Source organism: Paenibacillus sp. FW101-FHT12H11, from assembly GCF_058790355.1.
The window spans coordinates 405,611-424,477 of the sequence record NZ_JBYTCO010000003.1; the positions used below are offsets into that span (position 1 = coordinate 405,611).

Genomic DNA, 18,867 nt, shown 5'->3' on the forward strand with positions numbered 1-18,867 from the left:
AGGGGAGGAGACGAGAATGAGAATAGTAAACTTACGTATTCCACCCTTCATCACGGTGTTGATTATTATGTTCCTGTTGATTACCTTGTTCACATCGCTAAGTCCGCTGCTATTTCCTATTGATTTGGGAGCTACAGATTTAGGAGGACGATTGATTCCCCCCTCTTTTTTGGAAGGTGGAAAGCCGCAAAATTTTTTGGGAACCGACCATCTAGGAAGGGACTTTATGATTCGGCTTTTTTACGGAACGAAAAATTCACTGCTTGTCGCTTTAGGCAGTTTGCTGATAGCTACCTTTGTCGGGACGGTATTAGGGGTTTTGGCCGGATTATACAAAGGTCCATTTGACACGATCGTGTCCTTTTTGACGGATGTTAAACTTTCCGTACCTTCTATTATTATCGCGATTGTATGCGCCGCCGTTTTTGGCTCGGGCAAGTGGATCCTGGTGCTCATCATTGGGTTAACCGGTTATCCTACCTTTACCCGGCTGGTACGCGGTCAGACCATTCAGCTTAAAGAAGCGAATTTTATGGAATGCAGCCGTGCTCTTGGCGCTTCCAAAATGCGAATTCTATTCGAGCATGTATTTACGAATATTTCGTCGCCTTTGATTGTTCATGCAACCATGCGGTTCAGCTCATTTATTCTATTGGAAAGTTCGCTGTCGTTCTTAGGCATCGGCATTCAGCCTCCGGATGTTTCACTTGGCTTGCTGGTCAGCGCCGGGCGCAACTACTTGATCAACTCCTGGTGGTTAAGCATCGCGCCGAGCGTGGTCATTGTCGTGATTGTCGTTTTGGTATCTCTGATAGGCGATTGGCTTCGGGACGTGCTGGATCCTAAATATAAAAACTCATAATAAAAGGTGCAGGTGATACTTTAGATGTTGTTGATTGCACATCGATGCGGAACAGATCGTTATCCTGAATTGAGTCTTGCTTCGTCGAAGCTTTCTTTGGAGCTCGGAGCGGATTACTTGGAAATGGATATTCGTTTTACAAAAGACAATGTCCCTGTTATCAGCCATGACGCAGATGCTTTAAAATTGTTCGGTAATCCGGCTAAAATAAATGAACTAACGGCAGAGCAGTTTTCATCTCTTTGTTACATTTATGACCACGAATTACATCCCCACACGCTAGAAGAAGTGCTTTCCAGCGGTGTGGCGCCGATCCTTTTCCATATTAAAGAGGGAGGCGAACGTCTTACACAGATTCTAGAAGACATTCGTAAATATGGGTATGAAGATAAGGTGATGATGGGGGTCATGACCAGCGGGGATGTCCGCGATGTGAAACGACTTAATCCGAATGTCCAAGTCCTTGCATTTATACCTTCTAAGGACCACGCTTCGGAATTTATCCAAAATGAGGCAGAAGTTATTCGTCTTTGGGAGAGATGGGTGGACGAGGAAGCGGTACGCCAAATTCACGAAGCAGGAAAACAAGTTTGGGTTATGGCTGGCGATAAAGGCACTGTTGGCTATACATCCCCAGAAAATTTATTAGCATGGAAGAAAATGGGGATCGATGGGGTGCTGGTTGATAAAGTTGAAGAGACCAGGTCTTTGCTGATGAATGATAAGGCGTAACATCAGCAGTTAATTTCCACAGGGGCTGCTAAGTAGCAGCCCTTTCTTTTTTTAAATCAAAGGAATTATTTTTACGGGCTTTCATGAATAGATAGTTTATTCTTCAAAAAAATTCATCATTTTGCAGATTTCAAGTTTCCAGTATTTCGAATGATTGTATTAACAGTTAGATCAATTTTTAATTTAGGCAGATATACAGTACGCCACTCGGTCAACTGAGACCGGCTTAAATCGTTTCGAAAATGTTGTCCGAGTCCGAAGATGTCCGCATCGGCCTTTTGAATAATCTTGAACATTTCTTCGAAACGTTTACTGACAAGTGCATGCAGCTCCGATTTAATTTCATCGGTCGAAGGATTTCCAAGTGTATCTAAAATAATGACTTTCAGATTTATGTTGGTTTTTAATTGGGGTATTTGGTCTTTAAAAAAACTGTTATTTTGGATACGGCTGCTTACAATTTGAACAGTAGCGTGACCCATCACTTCGATTCTACCTTCTGTGCTAACCCCATTGAATATGTTATAAAGAAGAGTTTGTTCATTGTTTAACCTACCGACCATTTTACCATTTCTCATAATCGCAGAGCCCGTACTTTTAATAACAGTAGTATCTCCAGACTTGATGGATGGGAGAACGACGTCATTTGTGTAAGAATGAATGCTTCTAAAAATTCTCCAAGTTTGCGTATAGGCAATTTCGGGACTCCATCCAGCGTTTTTCTGGAAAAAATCATAAATTTCTGTCCCGTTACTTTCTGAGTTTTTACTTATTTGCTCGAAAAAGTGGTCAAGTGGCTCATCGCATACAACGACCATGGTTTTTGGGGCAATATGGCGGGAACGTATGATGCTCTCAACACCGTCTTTTAAGCCGTGAACGGCATAAGCCTTATCGACAATAATAACTTTCATGTGAAGCAAATCCACCTGGCGTTCCATGTTCATACTTATACGGTCAATAACTTCATTAATGGAATCCCCTTGTGCAGTGATTACTTGGCTGCCTTGGTCTTGAGCGCTCACTCTCGGGATATCCAGGTATATGGTATAACTGCCTTTGTTATACGAAATGCCCATTGCAATAGGTAGTGCTCGGTGATTGATGTCTTTATTTTCCCAACAACCACTTAGAAAAAGAAGTGAGATAGCTGCTGCAATATACTTTAACATTATCGCTTCTTCAACTCTCGTTTCATTTGGTTTGCGTGTGTGCGTCCGATGAAGAATATGATGCAAGGTGTGGCTAGTGATACGTATAACCTCAGAATGGTGTGCCATTTAACGAAGTAATCAATCGATTTCCAATCAGGTATGCTGAGGCAAAACCCGAAAACCATCAAAATGAGTATTACAAAAATGATGATCGGAAGCGGTCGTGTCGGATGGATGTTCTTGACGCTGAATCTAATCATGCACATGATTTGCCAAAGGGTAAGTGCAATGAAAAGCATGGAAAATGCAATCAGACTAAGTAATAGGAACACCGTTACCCTTTCGAACATGAGCCAATCTATTTCAATCGTATCGATTGCAAAAATAAAGGGAAATTGAAGTTGACTGGCTGTTTCTTCACCTAATGTTAGAATTGGAACATAGACGGAAAGTAGGAATAAGGGGAATAGCACCAAACTCCCAAGATAAATGGTCTTGGGTTTGAAAGAGACATTCGAAGGGATAAACCCAAGAAATAAGAATCCTGCAATAAAGGTGAATAAACTTTTGTAATAAGTTAAGTCGACTAGAAAAGAAAAAACATTTGAATTAGAAGGAAGTAAGGGGAGAGCATATCGAATTTCGATGTTTTGGAAAGAAGCAATGATTACGAAAAACATTGGAAGTGCAAACATAGAACCTAACAAGATTCCTGTCCTGAAAAGACCAGTCAACCCTCCGTGCAGCACCATATAAGAGGGAATGATGAGTAACGAAAACATAAGTATCCATAAAGGTGTACTGGCTAGGATCACGATGGAGATAATCTCGGCGTATGCCCTAACAGTTAAAATAATGTTACCTGATAGACTAAGAAAAACAGGAAATAGTAGTAACCATGATAGAATTTTTTTCTTTTTTTCAAGAATGGTTATGATACTCCCTTTATCAAAATAGCTCAACCCCTTTAAATAAACAAAAATCAAGGAAACATGTAACGAAAATCCGACTAGTATCGGTAGCCAGTGAGCCTCCTTTGTATTTTCGATAACATCTGTCGGATACATGAAAAAAATTAAACCTATGTGTGTGATGATGTAAGCGACGGATATTTGTGAATTTTTGATCATATTATTCACCTTTTGGATATTTTAACTGTAAGTAAGGAATACCTAGCGTTTTAGTGCTTGCCAAATAGGCACTGAGAATGACTAGCCCTGACAAAAGGCCAAGCATACCCAATAACGATGCAAGGAATAAAAGCAAATATTTAAAAAATCGAATGGAAAGTGAGTTCTGAAAGAAGCCTACGACGGTAGCATTCGAGATTGTTATGGCGGCTAGAACAATAATTAATAAACTGCTTACTAACTTTGCAGAGACAACTGCTTGACCAAGTACAATGCCACCTACCATAGTTACTGTCGGGCCTATGCTAGAAGGAAGTCGTACGATAGCTTCCATAATTAATTCCAAAATGAATAACAAGAGCAACGTTTCTATAATAGCTGGATAAGGCACATCTAATCGACTTTTTGCAATTGAGTGGGCAAGTTCGAATCTTAGTACATCGGGGTTAATGGAAACGAGCGCAACATATAATCCTGGAGCAATTAGAGTGGTCAAAGTACCTAACAAACGAATAAGTTGGAGTAAAAATGAGAAAGGCGGCGAATGATTCTTGTCATCTTCAGTGACGAACAAATCTGATACAAGGCTAGGCAATTCAAGTCCAAACGCAATACGATCGATAAACAGAACAACTTTGCCATTTTTCAATGCTCGAGCTGCGTTCTGTGGCAATTCAACCACTGTAAAACGAGGAACCAAAGAGAATTTTGATAAATTTAAAACTTTAGAAAGTTCTTGTAAGTTGGTGACATCGCAGTTCAGGTTTGACTCCAGGGCTTCCGTTAATGCTTGTAGAAGAGACGGATCGATAGTATTCAAGAAATAGGAAATTATCACTTTATTCTTAACGGTTTTCCCGAAAGTAAACGTATTAATTTGAAGGTCGTTCGAATTCATATGTGCGCGCAGAAGCCCAATATTTATATCTAAATTCTCATTAAATGCACTGCTGGAACTACGTAAGTTATTCTCAGTAATTGGGGCTGAAACATTACGGCTAAGTACTTGAGGAACTGGATAAATACTGACGCAAGTTCCAGAGATTTCGTGAACAGCTACCAGCATGCCATCTAACATTTCGGATACGACATTCTCCACATTCGTCGTTAATAACTCTTTGCCGAGCCGAACAAATACATCTAGAAAGTCCAGATTTGAAATTGTAGTCGAAAGAATTTGTTCTCGAATCAAATGGATCGTTTGCGGGAAGTTAATTAAGGATTTCAGCCCAGTTATTAATATTGTCGTATTTCCCAATTGAACCCGATTATACATAAAATCGGTGTTTTCAAAAAAATGGTTTTGTATTTCATCAATTTTAAACAATGTTTCTCCTCCTTTCTGTAAATGTAGTATTTCCACATTTTTCTAAGGTATGCGACGAAATGCGGGAGTTTATGAAATGCAATTATTATACTTTGGAGAAGGGTTTTGCTTGTCGGGCTGGGGCCATATTGGTTGAAATAATATAAAAATGGGATATTTCAACTAGGAGCTATATAGCACAATAAACAGGGAGCAGATTGCCGCGGCAATCTGCTCCCTGTTTTCATTAAAGTAAAGATAATACAAAATCCATGTTCATCACTTATGGAATAGCGGTTCAATAAACACATGAAAGAGCTTGTTTTTAATCTCTTCTGGTGAATAACCGCGATGCTGTCTTTGGAAAATATAAACATCTGGACGCAATATCGCCATGATGGCATCCGCCGTAAAAACAGCATCGAGGGCAAGGTTCTCCGTATTATTCGCGACTTCGTTCAATAATTGGACGATAACGGAATGAATGGATTCGTAATGCTCTGAATAGAAAGGGACGTTTTGCTGCTCATCACCGCCACTGTTCGCCTGGATGGCTGCAAGAACAGGAGAATGCGTCTCAAGCGACTCCAAATGATACAGAAGTACGGTTTCCAACCGATCTTTAATCGGGCTGGAAGTATGGTCCCCTAAAAATGATTGGATCCGATCGTAGTTCTGGATGCAGCTTTCGCCAATGAGATCCCAGCACAATTCCCCTTTGTTGTTATAGCTTCGGTAAAGTGTACCTTGACCGACTCCGGCTTCTCGGGCGATCTGACGCATGCTGACATGCTCGACCCCATATTCGGCGAATAAAGCAGCTGCCTTTTCTAAAATGACTTGTCTGCGTTTTTCCGCATCTTTGCGAAGGTTTTTCTCCAACATTAGATTTCCCCCGTTTATTAATATTATCCATTTGACAACCGGACTGTGATCCGGTTATATTATTTAACAAGCGGACCGCAGTCCACTAACGAGCTCGAATAACTCTTATTAGAACATATCTTATCCATCTTGTACAGGTGGGTCAATATCGTTAGAGTTCGAGGTTCGCGATTGCCAATTAGATTTGAGGAGGAACTACAATGTCCAATCATCAACAGCAAGCCAATCATAAGAAAATCGGTGTAGGTATTATCGGAGCAAGTCCGTCCAACCCAGGGTGGGCTGTCGCAGCGCACATCCCGGCGGTTCAAGCGTTGCCGGACTTCCAACTGGTTGCGGTGAGCACGAGCAACCGCGAATCCGCGGATGCTGCTGCTGAAGCGTTCGGTGTTCCTGGATTCGATAATTACCAGGATTTGATACAGCATCCTGAAGTAGACCTTGTCGTAATCGCTATTAATGTGCAATACCATTACGATATCGCTCGAGCTGCTATCGAAGCAGGCAAAATGGTTTACAGCGAATGGCCGCTTGGCATGTCCACGGAACAGGCGCAAGACTTGGCGAACCGTGCTAAGGAAGCTGGCGTTCGGACGTTTATCGGCTTGCAGGCGCGTTACTCTCCGGCAATCCAACATGCCCGCGATTTGATCACTCAAGGCTATATCGGCAACGTACTCGCAACTACATTATCTGGTACAGCCTTGATCTGGGAACCCGTTACGATCCAAAAATTCGCTTATACCTACGACGTGAATGCCGGCGCGACCATGTTGGCGTCCGCAGGACTTCACGCCATCGACGGGCTGAATTACGTGCTCGGCGATTACGATAACGTGTCCGCGAGGCTTGAAGTTCGTCACCCTGAAGTTCAAATCACGGATAATGGGACGACACTAAAAGTGACGGCTCCGGATCACATGGCCATAATAGGTACGCTTGAAAGTGGCGTGTTAGCGACAACCTTATACCGCAGCGGAACTTCGCGGGATTTCGACTTGCGGTGGGAGATCATCGGCACGGACGGCGAGCTTGTCATCACCGCCGATTTCAACGGAAATATGCAAAATACCGAGCTGAAATTGAGGGGCGGCAAAGGCGAAGACAAGACGCTCGGCGAGATCGTCATTCCAAGCCAATACACCGAAGATATCAAATCGATTCCCGAAGGGCCGGCAAGATCAAGCAACATCGGGAAATTTTACGCGAGCTTGGCTAAAGATCTTCGCGAAGGCACGAATGAAACGCCGGACTTCGCTCATGCTCTCAAACGCCACAGGTTATACGACACGATCATGACGGCTTCCCGTACCGGAGTCGAGCAAAAAGTGAATTAAACGAACACTACATTTGACTAAACATAACGAGCAAGATGCAACCGGAGAGGAGAGAGTATTTCTCCTTTCCGGCAAACATCCAGAAAGCGGGAGAAATTCATGAAGATAGAGGTCTGGACGGATATCGTGTGTCCATATTGCTATATAGGAAAACGGAAGTTTGAAGAAGGGTTAAAAAAGTTCGAGCATCGCGATTCTACGGAAATCGTATATCGCAGCTTTGAACTTGATCCGCACATGGCCGTTCACGTAAACGATGATATTTATGGGCTATCCGCCAAGAAATTCGGATCGACGAGAGCACATATGAAAGCTGTACATGATGATATCACAAAGCGTGCAGAACTAGACGGTTTGACGTTAAATTATGATACTGCGATACACACGAATACATTTAATGCGCACCGACTACTTCATTATTCGGCGCAATTCGGAAAAACGAACGCATTGTTGGAGCGATTGTACAAAGCCTATTTTACTGATTCTTTGCATATCGGGGACGCGAATACACTTGTGATGATTGCCGTTGAAGTCGGATTGGACGCTGCTGGGACAGCCGCGATGCTAGACAGTGAGCAATACGCCGCCGAGGTAAGAGCGGACGAGCTTAAAGCCCAGAAGTTAGGTGTTCGAGGCGTGCCTTATTTCTTAATTAATGGAAAATACGCCATCTCTGGGGCGCAGACGAAAGAAGTATTCGTCGAGGCGCTAGAGAAAGCTTGGGCGGAGGAGCATCCTGTCGTCCAATTTCGTTCCGCAGCTGGGGATACGGAAGAGCTCGCCTGCTTAGGCGGTTCATGCGCAGTGGAGCATCAAGAATTAAATAAACTAAAAGAGGAGAGTTAATTACGTGGATGAACGGATTTCTAAAGCGAATATGTTGTTATTGATTTTAGTTTGTCTTGCGCAATTTTTGGAAGTTATGAATTCCTCCACGGTGACCGTGGCGTTACCGGCGATCCAATTGGCGCTGCATATGAATACAAATAATTTACAGTGGATCGTCACGTCATATGTCCTCACCTTCGCTTGTTTTCTGCTTATCGGCGGACGCGCAAGCGACTTAATAGGGAGGAAACGTGTGTTAACGCTCGGTTTAGCGATTTTCGCGGCTGCATCGCTCGCCGGCGGATTCGCGATGAATCCGGTTTGGCTCATTGCGAGCAGGGCGATTCAAGGAATCGGCGCGGCGCTGTCCATTCCCGCGGCCATGTCGTTGATTAGTACGTCGATTCCCGAAGGCGCGCAACGGAATAAAGCTTTTGCCATTTTTGGCGCGTTGGGTTCGGGCGGTTTCGCGGCGGGATCAATCGTTGGCGGGTTGCTGACAGACTCGCTCGGTTGGAGATCCTTGTTTTTCTTGAACGTCCCGCTCGGGATTGCGATCATAATCGGGTTAGTGTTTGTTAAAGAACGGCCGATGGAGCAAAAGAACAAGCAATCCATTGATTTACCCGGCGCAATTGCCGTGCTGTTAGGCATATTCATTCTCGTATACGGGTTATCCATGCCTGATGTCGATGGCAGTTGGTCGACCACGAAAATCGTAACCTTACTCGTCGGAGCGCTTATTCTGGTCGGATTCGTTTTCATCGAGAAATCCGCCAAAAACCCGCTCATGCCACTCCGGTTGTTCCGTATCGGTTCGCTAGTATCATCGAATATTATCGGATTCTTAATGTATTCCTTCATGACCGCATTTATTTATTTCTCAACGCTGTATTTCCATGCGCTTGGCTATTCTTCTTTAATAACGGGCTTGGCTTTTCTACCGCTCGGTTTATCGTCCGTTCTAGCTACGCAAATCACGCCTTACTTCATGCGTATATTCGGAGCGAAAATGCTGTTGATTGTTTCGCAGCTCGTTAACGCACTCGGCTTGTTCTGGTTAAGCACCATGTCCATGGACAGCGTCTATGCTGCATTTATTTTGCCGGTCTTCATTCTATTAGGTCTCTCGACAGCAGCCGGATTTACGGCTATCATCGTAGGTTCCGTAAGGGATGTGAGACTTGAGGAGCATGGCGTAGCAGGCGGTATCGTAAATACGTTCTTGCAACTAGGAGGAAGTCTCGGATTGTCTATTCTGGCTACGGTCGCGAGCTCGGTGACCGCTTCGGCAACCGATGCATCGTCCAACGAAGCGATGCTGTCGGGATTTCAAACAGCATTAGTCGTTGGCGGCTGCTTTGCATTATTCGCTTTGCTCCTGGCCTTACTCAGCTTGAGAAAGAAAAAGGCAGCGTTGCTGCAAGCTTAAAAATTGTTAACCACACCAAGGAGGAAGCGACATGAGTACGAGCGCGACAAAAAAAGAAGTGCTAGAAGCATTTCATTTTAGACATGCAACGAAAGCATTTGACCCAACCCAAAAAATATCCGAAGAAGATTTCCGGTTTATCCTGGAAACAGGGAGATTATCGCCTAGCTCCAACGGTCTGGAGGCGTGGAAATTTCTAGTCGTTCAAAATCCGGAACTTAGGGAAGAGCTTCGGCCGTTCGCTTACGGCGCGTACAATCAACTGCCTACCGCGAGTCACATGGTCGTTATTCTTGCTAGTAAAGGACTTATCCCGGAATCCCCTTATATTTATGAACAGCTGACAAAAGTTAAAAAATATCCCCCTGAAATGGTGCGAAACAACGTGGGAGCATGGCACGATTTCTTCGATTCGTTCCATCTCGATAACGAACAAGCGAGAACAGCTTGGGCTTCTAAGCAAACTTATATCGCTCTAGGGAATATGATGACTTCCGCGGCGATGATCGGAATCGATTCTTGTCCGATCGAAGGCTTCGTACCTGATAGAGTCAACGAAATTTTGGCAAAACGAGGTTTGCTCGGAGACGACGAGTATGAAGTAAGCGTTATGGTCGCTTTCGGTTATCGGGCAAAAGAACCGCGTGATAAAACAAGAAGAACGATGGAGCAAGTATCCGAATGGATTCTGTAACGTTCGTAAAGCCATAACCATGAACAAACAATTAAATTCGTATATAAACAAAGGACGTGACGATATGTTGAAGAGAAAAATGTTTCAAACAAGTTTGATTTTGGGGTTAGTTATTCTAACTATTATTATTTCGGGATGTACGGATCAAAATAATCAGGTACAGCAAGCAGCTCAAGACCAGCAAGAAGTGCAAATCACTGAACTTGAACAGAGATATCAAAAATTAGAAGACGTTGAAGAGATCAAAGAATTGAAGGCCCGTTATTTCCGTTTTATCGATGAAAAAAAATGGTCGGATTTTGCCGAGCTTTTTACACCTGATGCCAAAATTGAGATCGATGGCAATGTATTTACCGGCGGGGAAGCATTCGCCAATGGGGCAGGAGCTGTCATCGGTGCGGCCCCTACGGTTCACCACGGACATATGCCCGAGATTGATTTGATCGATATGGATAACGCGAAGGGAATCTGGGCAATGGAGGATATGTTGACCTACCCTGCCGCGAAAGATGCTCCACCGGGGCATGACGGGTATGGTTCATATCGCGAAACATATAAGCGTGTGAATGGTGTCTGGAAAATCAACAGTGTGGTTCTAACCAGATTCCGTATGGACCCTCTCGCAAACTGGGATCCTAGTACAAATCCTGTAACTGGGAAGTAACTCGAAATCTTTATTATATGATCAAAATGATCGTTAAATTTCCTAACAGGAAAGAGCATAACATCATGTGGGCTGCCAATCTGGCGGCCCTTTATTATGCAAATGGGAGTTGGGAGTAATCTTAATTGAGTGTGATAAAGTATGGGTATTCAAGGTAGATTGAGATGACGGCGAAGGAGAAAAATAAGGCAGAACCGTTACACTTGTTAAAATTTCATTTTAATGGGCAAGGTTTTGAAAATAGGAGAGGGCTAACCCTAGCCCATTTTCTTAAAGGAGAGCAAGTAAAATACGGCGTAGTAAATCCGCTGCACGTTAAGAAAAGCAAAGAACTCGATGACAACTCGCCAACGAAGAATGACATGAAGGACGCAAAATGATTGCACAGATGGTCAAAGACGGGAGATACGCTGTACCGAGCCTTTCTCAAGGCGTTTATGCCGAACTGAGGGAAGCCATGAAAATTCACGAGCACCTAACAACTGACCTTTGTGTTGTACAAGCTGAAGATTTTACATTCGTAATTCAGGATTATATTTGATATAGTTCCGTATTGACCCTCGCTGAAGTTATTATCGAAAAAATATAAATCTATCAAATACGTTCTATGGGACTGGTATATTTTATGGATTATAAAATATTTTTCCTTATTTTAGGGCGATTATTTTGCTTTTTTGTTTTTCGCTAAAACAAAGTCTTGACGTCTTATGTTACAAACCTGTTAACAAATATTTCCTGGTAACAATAAATATTCATGGGAGTTTAATCCATTTCCCTTATTGTATCCGCTTTCTTTTTCCGCTATGATAAATGGTAAGTTGAGAGGTGGAAACATGACGGATAAAAAGTGGCTGGTCAGCATCGCGCTGATCATATCGGTGTTCGGCTTCTTATTGATCCGCTTTGCTTCGGAGTCCAGCAAAATCCAGTATATTGTCGATGAACTGAAGGGGGAAAAGGAACAAGCCTTCAAGGGGCGGCATATCGTACTGATTGAGCAGGAGCAGGGGCATCCATATTGGCAGCTGGTGGAGAAGGGGGCGACGGAGGCGGCGCAGGCCGACAATATTGCCATCGAATGCATCGGACCGGTACGTAACAGCATGGAGGAGCAGATTAAATTGCTGGAGAAAGCCATCGCTTCCAAGGTGGACGGGATCATCGTGCAGGGGCTGAATGACAGCCTATTTACGCCCGTGATCAATAAGGCGGTGGAGCGGGGCATACCGGTGCTGACCATCGATACGGATGCTCCAACCAGCAAGCGGCTGGCTTATATCGGAACGGACAATGTAGAAGCGGGCCGTCGTCTCGGGGAAATCGTGGTGCAAACGACCGGCGGAACAGGCAAAATTGGCGTTATTATCGGCAGCGAGTCGGCTGAGAGCCAGCTGCAGCGATTAAGCGGGCTAAGAAGTGTCGTCGACGAGTACAAAGGGCTGCAAATTGTGGATGTGCGGGCTTCCAACATCTCCATGATGGAGGCGATCCAACAGGCGGCGGATATGCTGCAGCTTCATCCGGACATCGGCATGATGGTCGGAACAAGCGCTACGGACGCCTTCGGCATTCTCCAAGCGCAAAAGAGCTTGAAGCGGGACGATATCCGGATCGCGGGATTTGACGATTTGCAGGAAACGCTGGATGCCATCCGCAAGGGCGAGATAGAAGCGACTGTCGTTCAGCAGCCGTACGGTATGGGGGAGATGTCCGTCCATCTGTTTAATGATTACTTCCAAGGCCTCACGCTTCCTTCCACACAGTTTACCAAGGTGGAGGTCATCGACAAAAGCCAATTGAAAGCGGAGAGATCCTCATGAGCATTCGTTCGAAATTGTTTATTTTTATCCCCCTGCTTGTGTTGCTGATGAGCTTTGTTTCCTATTTTTTGTTCGAAAGTGGCAAGAACGTCCAGGAAAGCTATTACCTGATGATGGACCGCATTTTGCTCTATAAGCAGGTTACCAAAGAGAGCAAGGAGGTTATGCGGTACTTGAACCGGTACGTTATCCAGATCGATGAGGAGAGCTACCCGGATCTGAGGAAGCATTTGGAGGCGCTGAAAGGCTTGAGAGAGCAGTTGGCGAATATGGAAAAAAATGAAGTGAATGCGCTCCCGATTCTAAATTATCAGAATATGATCGATACGTTCCAGGAGCAGGCACGGAGCATGATCGGCGGTGAGGAGGGGGGGTCCAACGCAAAAGCCGGGGCTTATCTGCAGGCGGAGCAGATCTCCCGTTATATCGGTGAGGACGGTCAGGCGCTAGTGGATTTGGAGCTGGAGCATTACCGGCCGGTTTACGAGAACATCATGCTGACCACTGCCAAGATGAACAATCTTGGCGTGTATCTGGTTTTTACAGTCGCGCTGCTCAGTATTGTTTTCTCGCTATGGCTGTCAAGCAGCATTAGCGGTCCGATCCGTCGTCTCGTTCTTACGGCCAAGCAAATTTCCAAGGGCAAACTGGATACGAAAGCTCCGGAGCTTTCGACAGGCGATGAAATCGGTATCCTGTGCCAAACCTTCAATCGCATGCTCGACAATATTCAGGAACTTATGGATAAAAACATGAAGGGGCTGGAGAAGGACCGGCTGGTGAAGGAACTGGAGCTGAAAGCGCTTCAAAGCCAAATCAACCCGCATTTTCTGTTCAACACGCTGAATGCGATCGCGAAGCTCGCCTACATTGAAGGAGCGGAGAAAACGAGCGATTTAACGGTATCCGTCTCGCGCCTGCTGCGCTACAACCTGCAGAAACTGGACCATCCGGTAACGCTTCGGGATGAGGTGCAGAATGCGCTGGAATATTTGGCGATTCAGAAGGCACGGTTCCGCGATCGGATTCAGTTTGTAACGGAGATTGACGAAAGGGCCATGGAGCAGATTGTTCCTTGTTTGACGCTGCAGCCAATTTTGGAAAATGCACTCGTGCACGGCATTGAAGGTATGGAGGAAGGTGCGCTATTAAAGCTGGGCATCGCCTGCCGGGAAGGCCGGGTGCTCATCGAAATCGCCGATAACGGAGCCGGCATGAGCGAGGACATCAGAGCCATGCTGCTTCAATCCATCGTGAAGGATGTTCCGCGGCCGCATAGAGGGAAGGAACAATCGACGGGGCTTGGGACGGTGAATGTCTTTAAGAGGCTGCAGTTGTTTTACGACGGAATGCAGAGCATCGAGATTATCAGCGCTGAAGGAGAGGGTACGACAATCAGGTTTTATCTGCCGCTGTCTACAGGTGTGGCTTGAACCGGAAAAGGGGAAATGAACGATGTACAGATTGCTGATTGCCGATGATGAAGCTTTGGAGCGGGAAGGCCTCGAAATGATGGTCAGCCGCATGCTGCCGGGCCAGTTTGAGTTTATTCATGCGGAAAACGGGCGCAAGGCGATTCAAATGGCGGACGAGAAGCGCCCCGACTTTATTTTTATGGATATCAAAATGCCGGGAATACAGGGCTTGGAGGCCGTACGCGAGATTATGTCACGTCATCAGGAGGTGCGGATCATTCTGGTGACGGCTCACGATTATTTCGCTTACGCGAAGGAAGCGCTGTCGCTCGGTGTGAAGGATTACATCCTGAAGCCCGCCAAGCGCGATGAGCTGATAGAGGTGCTGCGTAAGCAGGCTGCCGAACTGGAGGAAGAGAAGCTCAGACGCGGGGAGGAGCTTGAGATTCGCGAGAAGCTGACCCGGCTGCTGCCGCTGGCGGAGAATGAGCTGACGATGATGTTGATGATGGACTGCATCCAGGAGTTTGATTTGCGGTATCTTGTGGAGCTGCTGAATATAAGCTGGGAGCAGGGCTATGCGATGGTGCTATCCTTTCCCTTCGGGGAGCGGAAGGATTGGGAACACCTGCAAAGTGTCCGAAAGGTCCTGCACGAAGATCTCAAGCAGTACGCCAAGCTGCAGCTTGCCTGCATGGTCTCTCCTATGCTCGGCAACCGGATGGCGGTTTTCGTCCCGGTTCCGTCTTCTGGTGCGGGCTTTACAAACCGAGTGGATGCCCTTGTGTTTGGGGAACGGCTGCAGGCCTTCGCCGAACACCGATTCAAGCTGTCCCTGTCCATCGGGATCGGCACGGTCGGGGAAGGGATGGAGGGGCTTCGCCGCTCCTACCAGGAAGCGGCCGCCGCCTCGGCGGACTCCTCGGATGTCGTACGCATTCGGCATTATGAAGATATTTGCCAGCGCGACGGTATACCGGGTATCGCGCTCGATGAGGAAAGAAAGCTGCTGGACGCGCTGCAGCGGCAGCATAAGGAAGAAGCGCGTATCCGCTTCTTGGATGTGCTGGAACGTCTGATCGCCGGCTCAGGAGCTGACGACCGTGTATGCCGGGATGAGGTCGTTGGGTTATTGATCTCCTTGGCCCGGCAAATATCGCATCGGTCCCCGGCGGAAATCGTATCCTACTTCGCTGGGGTGGCGGGGATGGCCTCCCTGCGCCAGGCCGCGGCAGAGCAGCTGGAGCGGATGCTCGAGGATATGACCGAGGAGCGGGAGCACCGCCAATTCCGCGTGATCGAGCGGGCGAAGTCGTATATCGGCGAGCACTACAAGTCCGATATCTCCATGGAGCAGACGGCGGAATACGTGAATTTGAGCCCGTATTATTTCAGCAAAACATTCAAGCTGCATACGGGGGAAACGTTCATCGATTACGTAACCCGGCTGCGGATTGATGAGGCCAAGCGGCTGCTGGAAAGTGAGGAGCTCAGCTTTAAAGAGATATGCTATATGGCCGGCTACAACGATCCGAACTATTTCAGCCGCATTTTCAAAAAAACGACGGGAGTCACGCCGACGGAATACCGTCAGCATCTCAGCCCTTGAAGTCCTTGCTCCGGCAAGGACTTTTTTGCTTCCTGCACAAAATGGTGCTGGAAACTGAAAATTTTTGAATCCGTTTTCATATTCGATCAAATGAATGCTGTTAAAGGACAAAGGAGTGCGGACCGCCGATGTAGCGAGTCCGCTTTTGGTGCTGATACAATAAATTGTGTAAGCGGAATCAATTCGTTTAACCAATTAGAGGGGGAAACCTGGACATGAACAAATGGTTGAAAAGATCGGGTTTTGGCATGGTGACGCTGGTGCTGGCCGCTTCCGTAGCGGGCTGCGGCATCGTATCGGACAACAGCAAGGAGACGAAGGGTGCGGCGGCAGCACCTAGCCAGACCGCTGCAGGAGCTAAAAATAGCGGCAAGATCGTCATCGGCATGTCGATGGACACATTGAAGGAAGAGCGCTGGCAGAAAGACCGCGACATCTTTACGGAAAAAGTGAAAGAGCTCGGCGGGGAAGTCAAGGCGCTGGCGGCCAACGGAGATGACGCCACGCAGTTGAGCCAGGCGGAGCAGTTGATTTCGCAGGGCGTTAACGTGTTGGTCGTTATTCCGCATAATGCGGAAGCGACGGCTCAGATTGTGGAAAAAGCCCACAAGGAGGGGATCAAGGTCATCTCCTACGACCGTCTGATCAAAAATTCCGATGTAGACTATTACATCTCCTTTGATAATGTCAGGGTTGGCGAAATGCAGGCTAAAGCCGTGACCGACAAAGTAGGGAAGGGCAATTTTGTCTACATCGGCGGTGCGGATACGGACAATAACGCCCACATGTTTAAAGAAGGAGCAATGAATATCCTCAATCCGTTGAAGGAAAAGGGCGACATCAAGATCGTGTACGACCAGTTCTCCAAGGATTGGAAGCCTGAAGAGGCATTGAAAAACATGGAGAATGCGTTAACTGCCAACAACAACAACATCCAAGCGGTGGTTGCGGCTAACGACGGTACGGCGGGTGGAGTCATTCAGGCGCTTACGGCGCAAGGGCTGGCGGGTAAAGTCCCGGTATCCGGACAGGATGCCGATTTAGCGGCTGTTCAGCGTATCGCCCAAGGCACGCAAACGATGACGGTGTACAAACCGATTAAAGCGATCGCCACGAAGGCGGCTGAAATGGCTGTAGCGCTGGCGAAGCAAGGCCAAGTCGCAGATGCCGGGAAAAAGGTCAACAACGGAAAAATCGATGTTCCTTCTGTCCTGCTGGATCCGATCTCTGTTGACAAATCGAACCTGGCGGACACGGTCATCAAGGACGGCTTCCACAAGGTGGAGGATGTGTACAAGAACGTGCCGAAGGACCAATGGCCAAAGCAATAACGGGATTCGAATTCGGGGTAAGGCGCCGTCACCTGGCCGTCTTGCCCCTTCCTCAAAAGTAACGATCCGATAGGAGCTGGGAAGATGCACGTATTGGAAATGATCGATATCTCGAAGGAATTTCCCGGCGTCAAAGCCTTGAGCGGCGTAAATTTTAAGGTGCGTCAGGGAGAAATCCACGCGCTCTGCGGTGAGAACGGAGCAGGCAAATCTACTCTGATGAAGGTGCTGAGCGGACTTTATCCAGCCGGCACATATACGGGTGAAATCCGGGTCAACGGCGTGAAGCAGGAGTTCCGTTCCATCGCCGATGCCGAGAAGGCCGGTATCGGCATCATCCATCAGGAGCTTGCGCTTGTGAAGGATATGACGATCGGGGAGAACATTTTTCTGGGGGCTGAGCCTACCAAGCGAGGTGTCATTCAATGGGATGATCTGTATTACAATGCCGCGCTTTGGCTGAAGCGCGTCGGTCTCCATGTCAGACCGGATACGCGGGTCGGCTCGCTTGGCATCGGCCAGCAGCAGCTTGTCGAAATCGCCAAGGCGCTGTCCAAGCATACGAGGATCCTCATTCTGGATGAACCGACCGCAGCTCTGACGGAGAGCGAGGTCGAGATTCTGATGGGCATTCTCCATCAGCTTCGCGAGAATGGGGTTTCCTGCATTTACATTTCGCACAAAATGCCCGAGGTGTTCCGTCTTGCCGACAGCATTACGATTCTGCGGGACGGTCGGACTATAGCGACGCTGGACAGGTGCGACACGAATGACGATGAAGTCGTCTCTTTGATGGTGGGGCGCGAACTGACCGAGCGATATCCCCGCGTCGCGCACACCCCCAAGGAAACGGTGCTTGAAGTGAGCAACTATTCCGTATGGCATAAGGAAAAAGCCGGCCACCGCGTCATCCGCAACGTCAGCTTCGCTTTGCGCAAGGGGGAGATCTTAGGGATCGCCGGCTTGATGGGAACGGGAAGGACGGAGCTTGTTACGAGCTTGTTCGGGGCCTATGAAGGAAGGGCCGAAGGGGAAGTGAAGATTGACGGCGAACCGGCGAGGATCCGCTCGGTAGCCGACGCCATCTCGGCCGGAATAGGGCTAGTGACCGAGGACCGCAAACGTCAGGGGCTCGTATTGTCTATGGACGTGAAAACAAACACGACCTTGGCTACGATGGATCGAGTATCCAGATACGGCGTGATCAACGATAACGAAGAGATCAAGTGGGGCCAGAAGTATGTACAGGAATTAAAGACAAAGACGTCGTCGTTGGACACTCCGGTGGGCACCTTGTCCGGGGGCAACCAGCAAAAGGTCGTCATCGGAAAATGGCTCATGTCCAATCCGAAAATTTTGATCATGGACGAACCGACACGAGGAATCGATGTCGGAGCAAAGTATGAAATTTACAACCTGATGAACCGGCTGGTCGATCAGGGCGTGGCCATCATCATGATTTCCTCGGAGCTGCCGGAGATTCTCGGGATGAGCGACAGGATACTTGTCATGAGCGAAGGACAATTCGTCCGCGAGCTGGATTATCGAGAAGCGACCCAGGAAAATATTATGCTGGCCGCTACAGGAGGGAAATAACGATGCAACCTGCCACACACACTACAGAAACGAAGAGCTCCGTCAGCCCTAACCGGCCGGCATGGAAAAGCT

16 protein-coding genes and 1 pseudogene are annotated in these 18,867 nt (G+C 47.1%); 13 read left to right on the forward strand and 4 right to left on the reverse strand.

The window, feature by feature from the left end:
- Positions 1–16: 16 nt before the first annotated feature.
- Both AC3WTJ_RS12050 and AC3WTJ_RS12055 read left to right on the forward strand, forming a co-directional pair.
- Complete coding sequence (locus tag AC3WTJ_RS12050) at positions 17–862, forward strand: ABC transporter permease (protein WP_492521934.1); 846 nt, start codon at positions 17–19, stop codon at positions 860–862.
- Between the two features lie 24 nt (positions 863–886).
- Entirely contained in the window at positions 887–1,594 is a 708-nt protein-coding gene (locus tag AC3WTJ_RS12055) for a glycerophosphodiester phosphodiesterase (protein WP_492521935.1), read from the forward strand.
- 116 nt (positions 1,595–1,710) lie between these two features.
- Here AC3WTJ_RS12055 and AC3WTJ_RS12060 read toward each other — a convergent pair whose 3' ends face one another.
- The 4 genes from AC3WTJ_RS12060 to AC3WTJ_RS12075 all read right to left on the reverse strand — a co-directional run bounded on the left by AC3WTJ_RS12060 (position 1,711) and on the right by AC3WTJ_RS12075 (position 6,069).
- Positions 1,711–2,766, reverse strand: coding sequence for a Ger(x)C family spore germination protein (locus tag AC3WTJ_RS12060; protein ID WP_492521936.1), 1,056 nt, complete (start codon positions 2,764–2,766; stop codon positions 1,711–1,713).
- Complete coding sequence (locus AC3WTJ_RS12065) at positions 2,766–3,878, reverse strand: GerAB/ArcD/ProY family transporter (protein ID WP_492521937.1); 1,113 nt, start codon at positions 3,876–3,878, stop codon at positions 2,766–2,768. The genes AC3WTJ_RS12060 and AC3WTJ_RS12065 overlap by 1 nt, the downstream gene beginning before the upstream one ends.
- A 1-nt stretch (position 3,879) precedes the next feature.
- Positions 3,880–5,205 carry a spore germination protein gene (locus AC3WTJ_RS12070; RefSeq protein ID WP_492521938.1) on the reverse strand — a complete coding sequence of 442 codons (1,326 nt, stop codon included), beginning with the start codon at positions 5,203–5,205 and terminating at the stop codon, positions 3,880–3,882.
- 258 nt (positions 5,206–5,463) lie between these two features.
- Positions 5,464–6,069 (reverse strand): TetR/AcrR family transcriptional regulator, encoded by a 606-nt coding sequence (locus AC3WTJ_RS12075; RefSeq protein WP_492521939.1) that lies wholly within the window; start codon positions 6,067–6,069, stop codon positions 5,464–5,466.
- Between the two features lie 200 nt (positions 6,070–6,269).
- On the opposite strand from AC3WTJ_RS12075, the gene AC3WTJ_RS12080 reads away from it, so the two are divergent.
- From AC3WTJ_RS12080 to AC3WTJ_RS12130, 11 genes and pseudogenes are all read left to right on the forward strand, one after another.
- Positions 6,270–7,406: a Gfo/Idh/MocA family protein gene (locus tag AC3WTJ_RS12080; protein ID WP_492521940.1), complete on the forward strand. Its 1,137-nt coding sequence runs from the start codon at positions 6,270–6,272 to the stop codon at positions 7,404–7,406.
- Between the two features lie 99 nt (positions 7,407–7,505).
- A complete protein-coding gene (locus tag AC3WTJ_RS12085) occupies positions 7,506–8,252 on the forward strand; it encodes a DsbA family oxidoreductase (protein WP_492521941.1) in 747 nt (248 codons plus the stop codon).
- Between the two features lie 4 nt (positions 8,253–8,256).
- Complete coding sequence (locus AC3WTJ_RS12090; protein ID WP_492521942.1) at positions 8,257–9,666, forward strand: MFS transporter; 1,410 nt, start codon at positions 8,257–8,259, stop codon at positions 9,664–9,666.
- A gap of 31 nt (positions 9,667–9,697) precedes the next feature.
- Positions 9,698–10,360: an NAD(P)H-dependent oxidoreductase gene (locus AC3WTJ_RS12095; protein WP_492521943.1), complete on the forward strand. Its 663-nt coding sequence runs from the start codon at positions 9,698–9,700 to the stop codon at positions 10,358–10,360.
- 64 nt (positions 10,361–10,424) lie between these two features.
- On the forward strand, positions 10,425–11,024 hold the full coding sequence (locus tag AC3WTJ_RS12100) for a nuclear transport factor 2 family protein (RefSeq protein WP_492521944.1): 600 nt from the start codon (positions 10,425–10,427) through the stop codon (positions 11,022–11,024).
- A 257-nt stretch (positions 11,025–11,281) separates the two neighbouring features.
- Positions 11,282–11,532: pseudogene (locus tag AC3WTJ_RS12105) on the forward strand (IS110 family transposase); the annotation flags it as partial.
- 325 nt (positions 11,533–11,857) lie between these two features.
- Positions 11,858–12,844 (forward strand): sugar-binding protein, encoded by a 987-nt coding sequence (locus tag AC3WTJ_RS12110; protein WP_492521945.1) that lies wholly within the window; start codon positions 11,858–11,860, stop codon positions 12,842–12,844.
- Entirely contained in the window at positions 12,841–14,277 is a 1,437-nt protein-coding gene (locus AC3WTJ_RS12115) for a sensor histidine kinase (RefSeq protein ID WP_492521946.1), read from the forward strand. The genes AC3WTJ_RS12110 and AC3WTJ_RS12115 overlap by 4 nt, the downstream gene beginning before the upstream one ends.
- Before the next feature lie 22 nt (positions 14,278–14,299).
- Positions 14,300–15,868, forward strand: a complete 1,569-nt coding sequence (locus AC3WTJ_RS12120; protein WP_492521947.1) for a response regulator — start codon at positions 14,300–14,302, stop codon at positions 15,866–15,868.
- 215 nt (positions 15,869–16,083) lie between these two features.
- Positions 16,084–17,199 (forward strand): D-xylose ABC transporter substrate-binding protein, encoded by a 1,116-nt coding sequence (gene xylF / locus AC3WTJ_RS12125; RefSeq protein ID WP_220138855.1) that lies wholly within the window; start codon positions 16,084–16,086, stop codon positions 17,197–17,199.
- Positions 17,200–17,283: 84 nt separating this feature from the next.
- Positions 17,284–18,795: a xylose ABC transporter ATP-binding protein gene (locus tag AC3WTJ_RS12130; protein ID WP_127455872.1), complete on the forward strand. Its 1,512-nt coding sequence runs from the start codon at positions 17,284–17,286 to the stop codon at positions 18,793–18,795.
- Positions 18,796–18,867: the final 72 nt, after the last annotated feature.

What these genes read in the sequence shown, in the direction of transcription:
- AC3WTJ_RS12095 (WP_492521943.1), top strand. Translation starts at nt 9,698, where the DNA reads ATGAGTACGAGCGCGACAAAAAAAGAAGTGCTAGAAGCATTTCATTTT.
- AC3WTJ_RS12110 (WP_492521945.1), top strand. Translation starts at nt 11,858, where the DNA reads ATGACGGATAAAAAGTGGCTGGTCAGCATCGCGCTGATCATATCGGTG.
- AC3WTJ_RS12080 (WP_492521940.1), top strand. Translation starts at nt 6,270, where the DNA reads ATGTCCAATCATCAACAGCAAGCCAATCATAAGAAAATCGGTGTAGGT.
- AC3WTJ_RS12055 (WP_492521935.1), top strand. Translation starts at nt 887, where the DNA reads ATGTTGTTGATTGCACATCGATGCGGAACAGATCGTTATCCTGAATTG.
- AC3WTJ_RS12065 (WP_492521937.1), bottom strand. Translation starts at nt 3,878, where the DNA reads ATGATCAAAAATTCACAAATATCCGTCGCTTACATCATCACACACATA.
- AC3WTJ_RS12120 (WP_492521947.1), top strand. Translation starts at nt 14,300, where the DNA reads ATGTACAGATTGCTGATTGCCGATGATGAAGCTTTGGAGCGGGAAGGC.
- AC3WTJ_RS12060 (WP_492521936.1), bottom strand. Translation starts at nt 2,766, where the DNA reads ATGTTAAAGTATATTGCAGCAGCTATCTCACTTCTTTTTCTAAGTGGT.
- AC3WTJ_RS12085 (WP_492521941.1), top strand. Translation starts at nt 7,506, where the DNA reads ATGAAGATAGAGGTCTGGACGGATATCGTGTGTCCATATTGCTATATA.
- xylF (WP_220138855.1), top strand. Translation starts at nt 16,084, where the DNA reads ATGAACAAATGGTTGAAAAGATCGGGTTTTGGCATGGTGACGCTGGTG.
- AC3WTJ_RS12130 (WP_127455872.1), top strand. Translation starts at nt 17,284, where the DNA reads ATGCACGTATTGGAAATGATCGATATCTCGAAGGAATTTCCCGGCGTC.
- AC3WTJ_RS12050 (WP_492521934.1), top strand. Translation starts at nt 17, where the DNA reads ATGAGAATAGTAAACTTACGTATTCCACCCTTCATCACGGTGTTGATT.
- AC3WTJ_RS12115 (WP_492521946.1), top strand. Translation starts at nt 12,841, where the DNA reads ATGAGCATTCGTTCGAAATTGTTTATTTTTATCCCCCTGCTTGTGTTG.
- AC3WTJ_RS12100 (WP_492521944.1), top strand. Translation starts at nt 10,425, where the DNA reads ATGTTGAAGAGAAAAATGTTTCAAACAAGTTTGATTTTGGGGTTAGTT.
- AC3WTJ_RS12075 (WP_492521939.1), bottom strand. Translation starts at nt 6,069, where the DNA reads ATGTTGGAGAAAAACCTTCGCAAAGATGCGGAAAAACGCAGACAAGTC.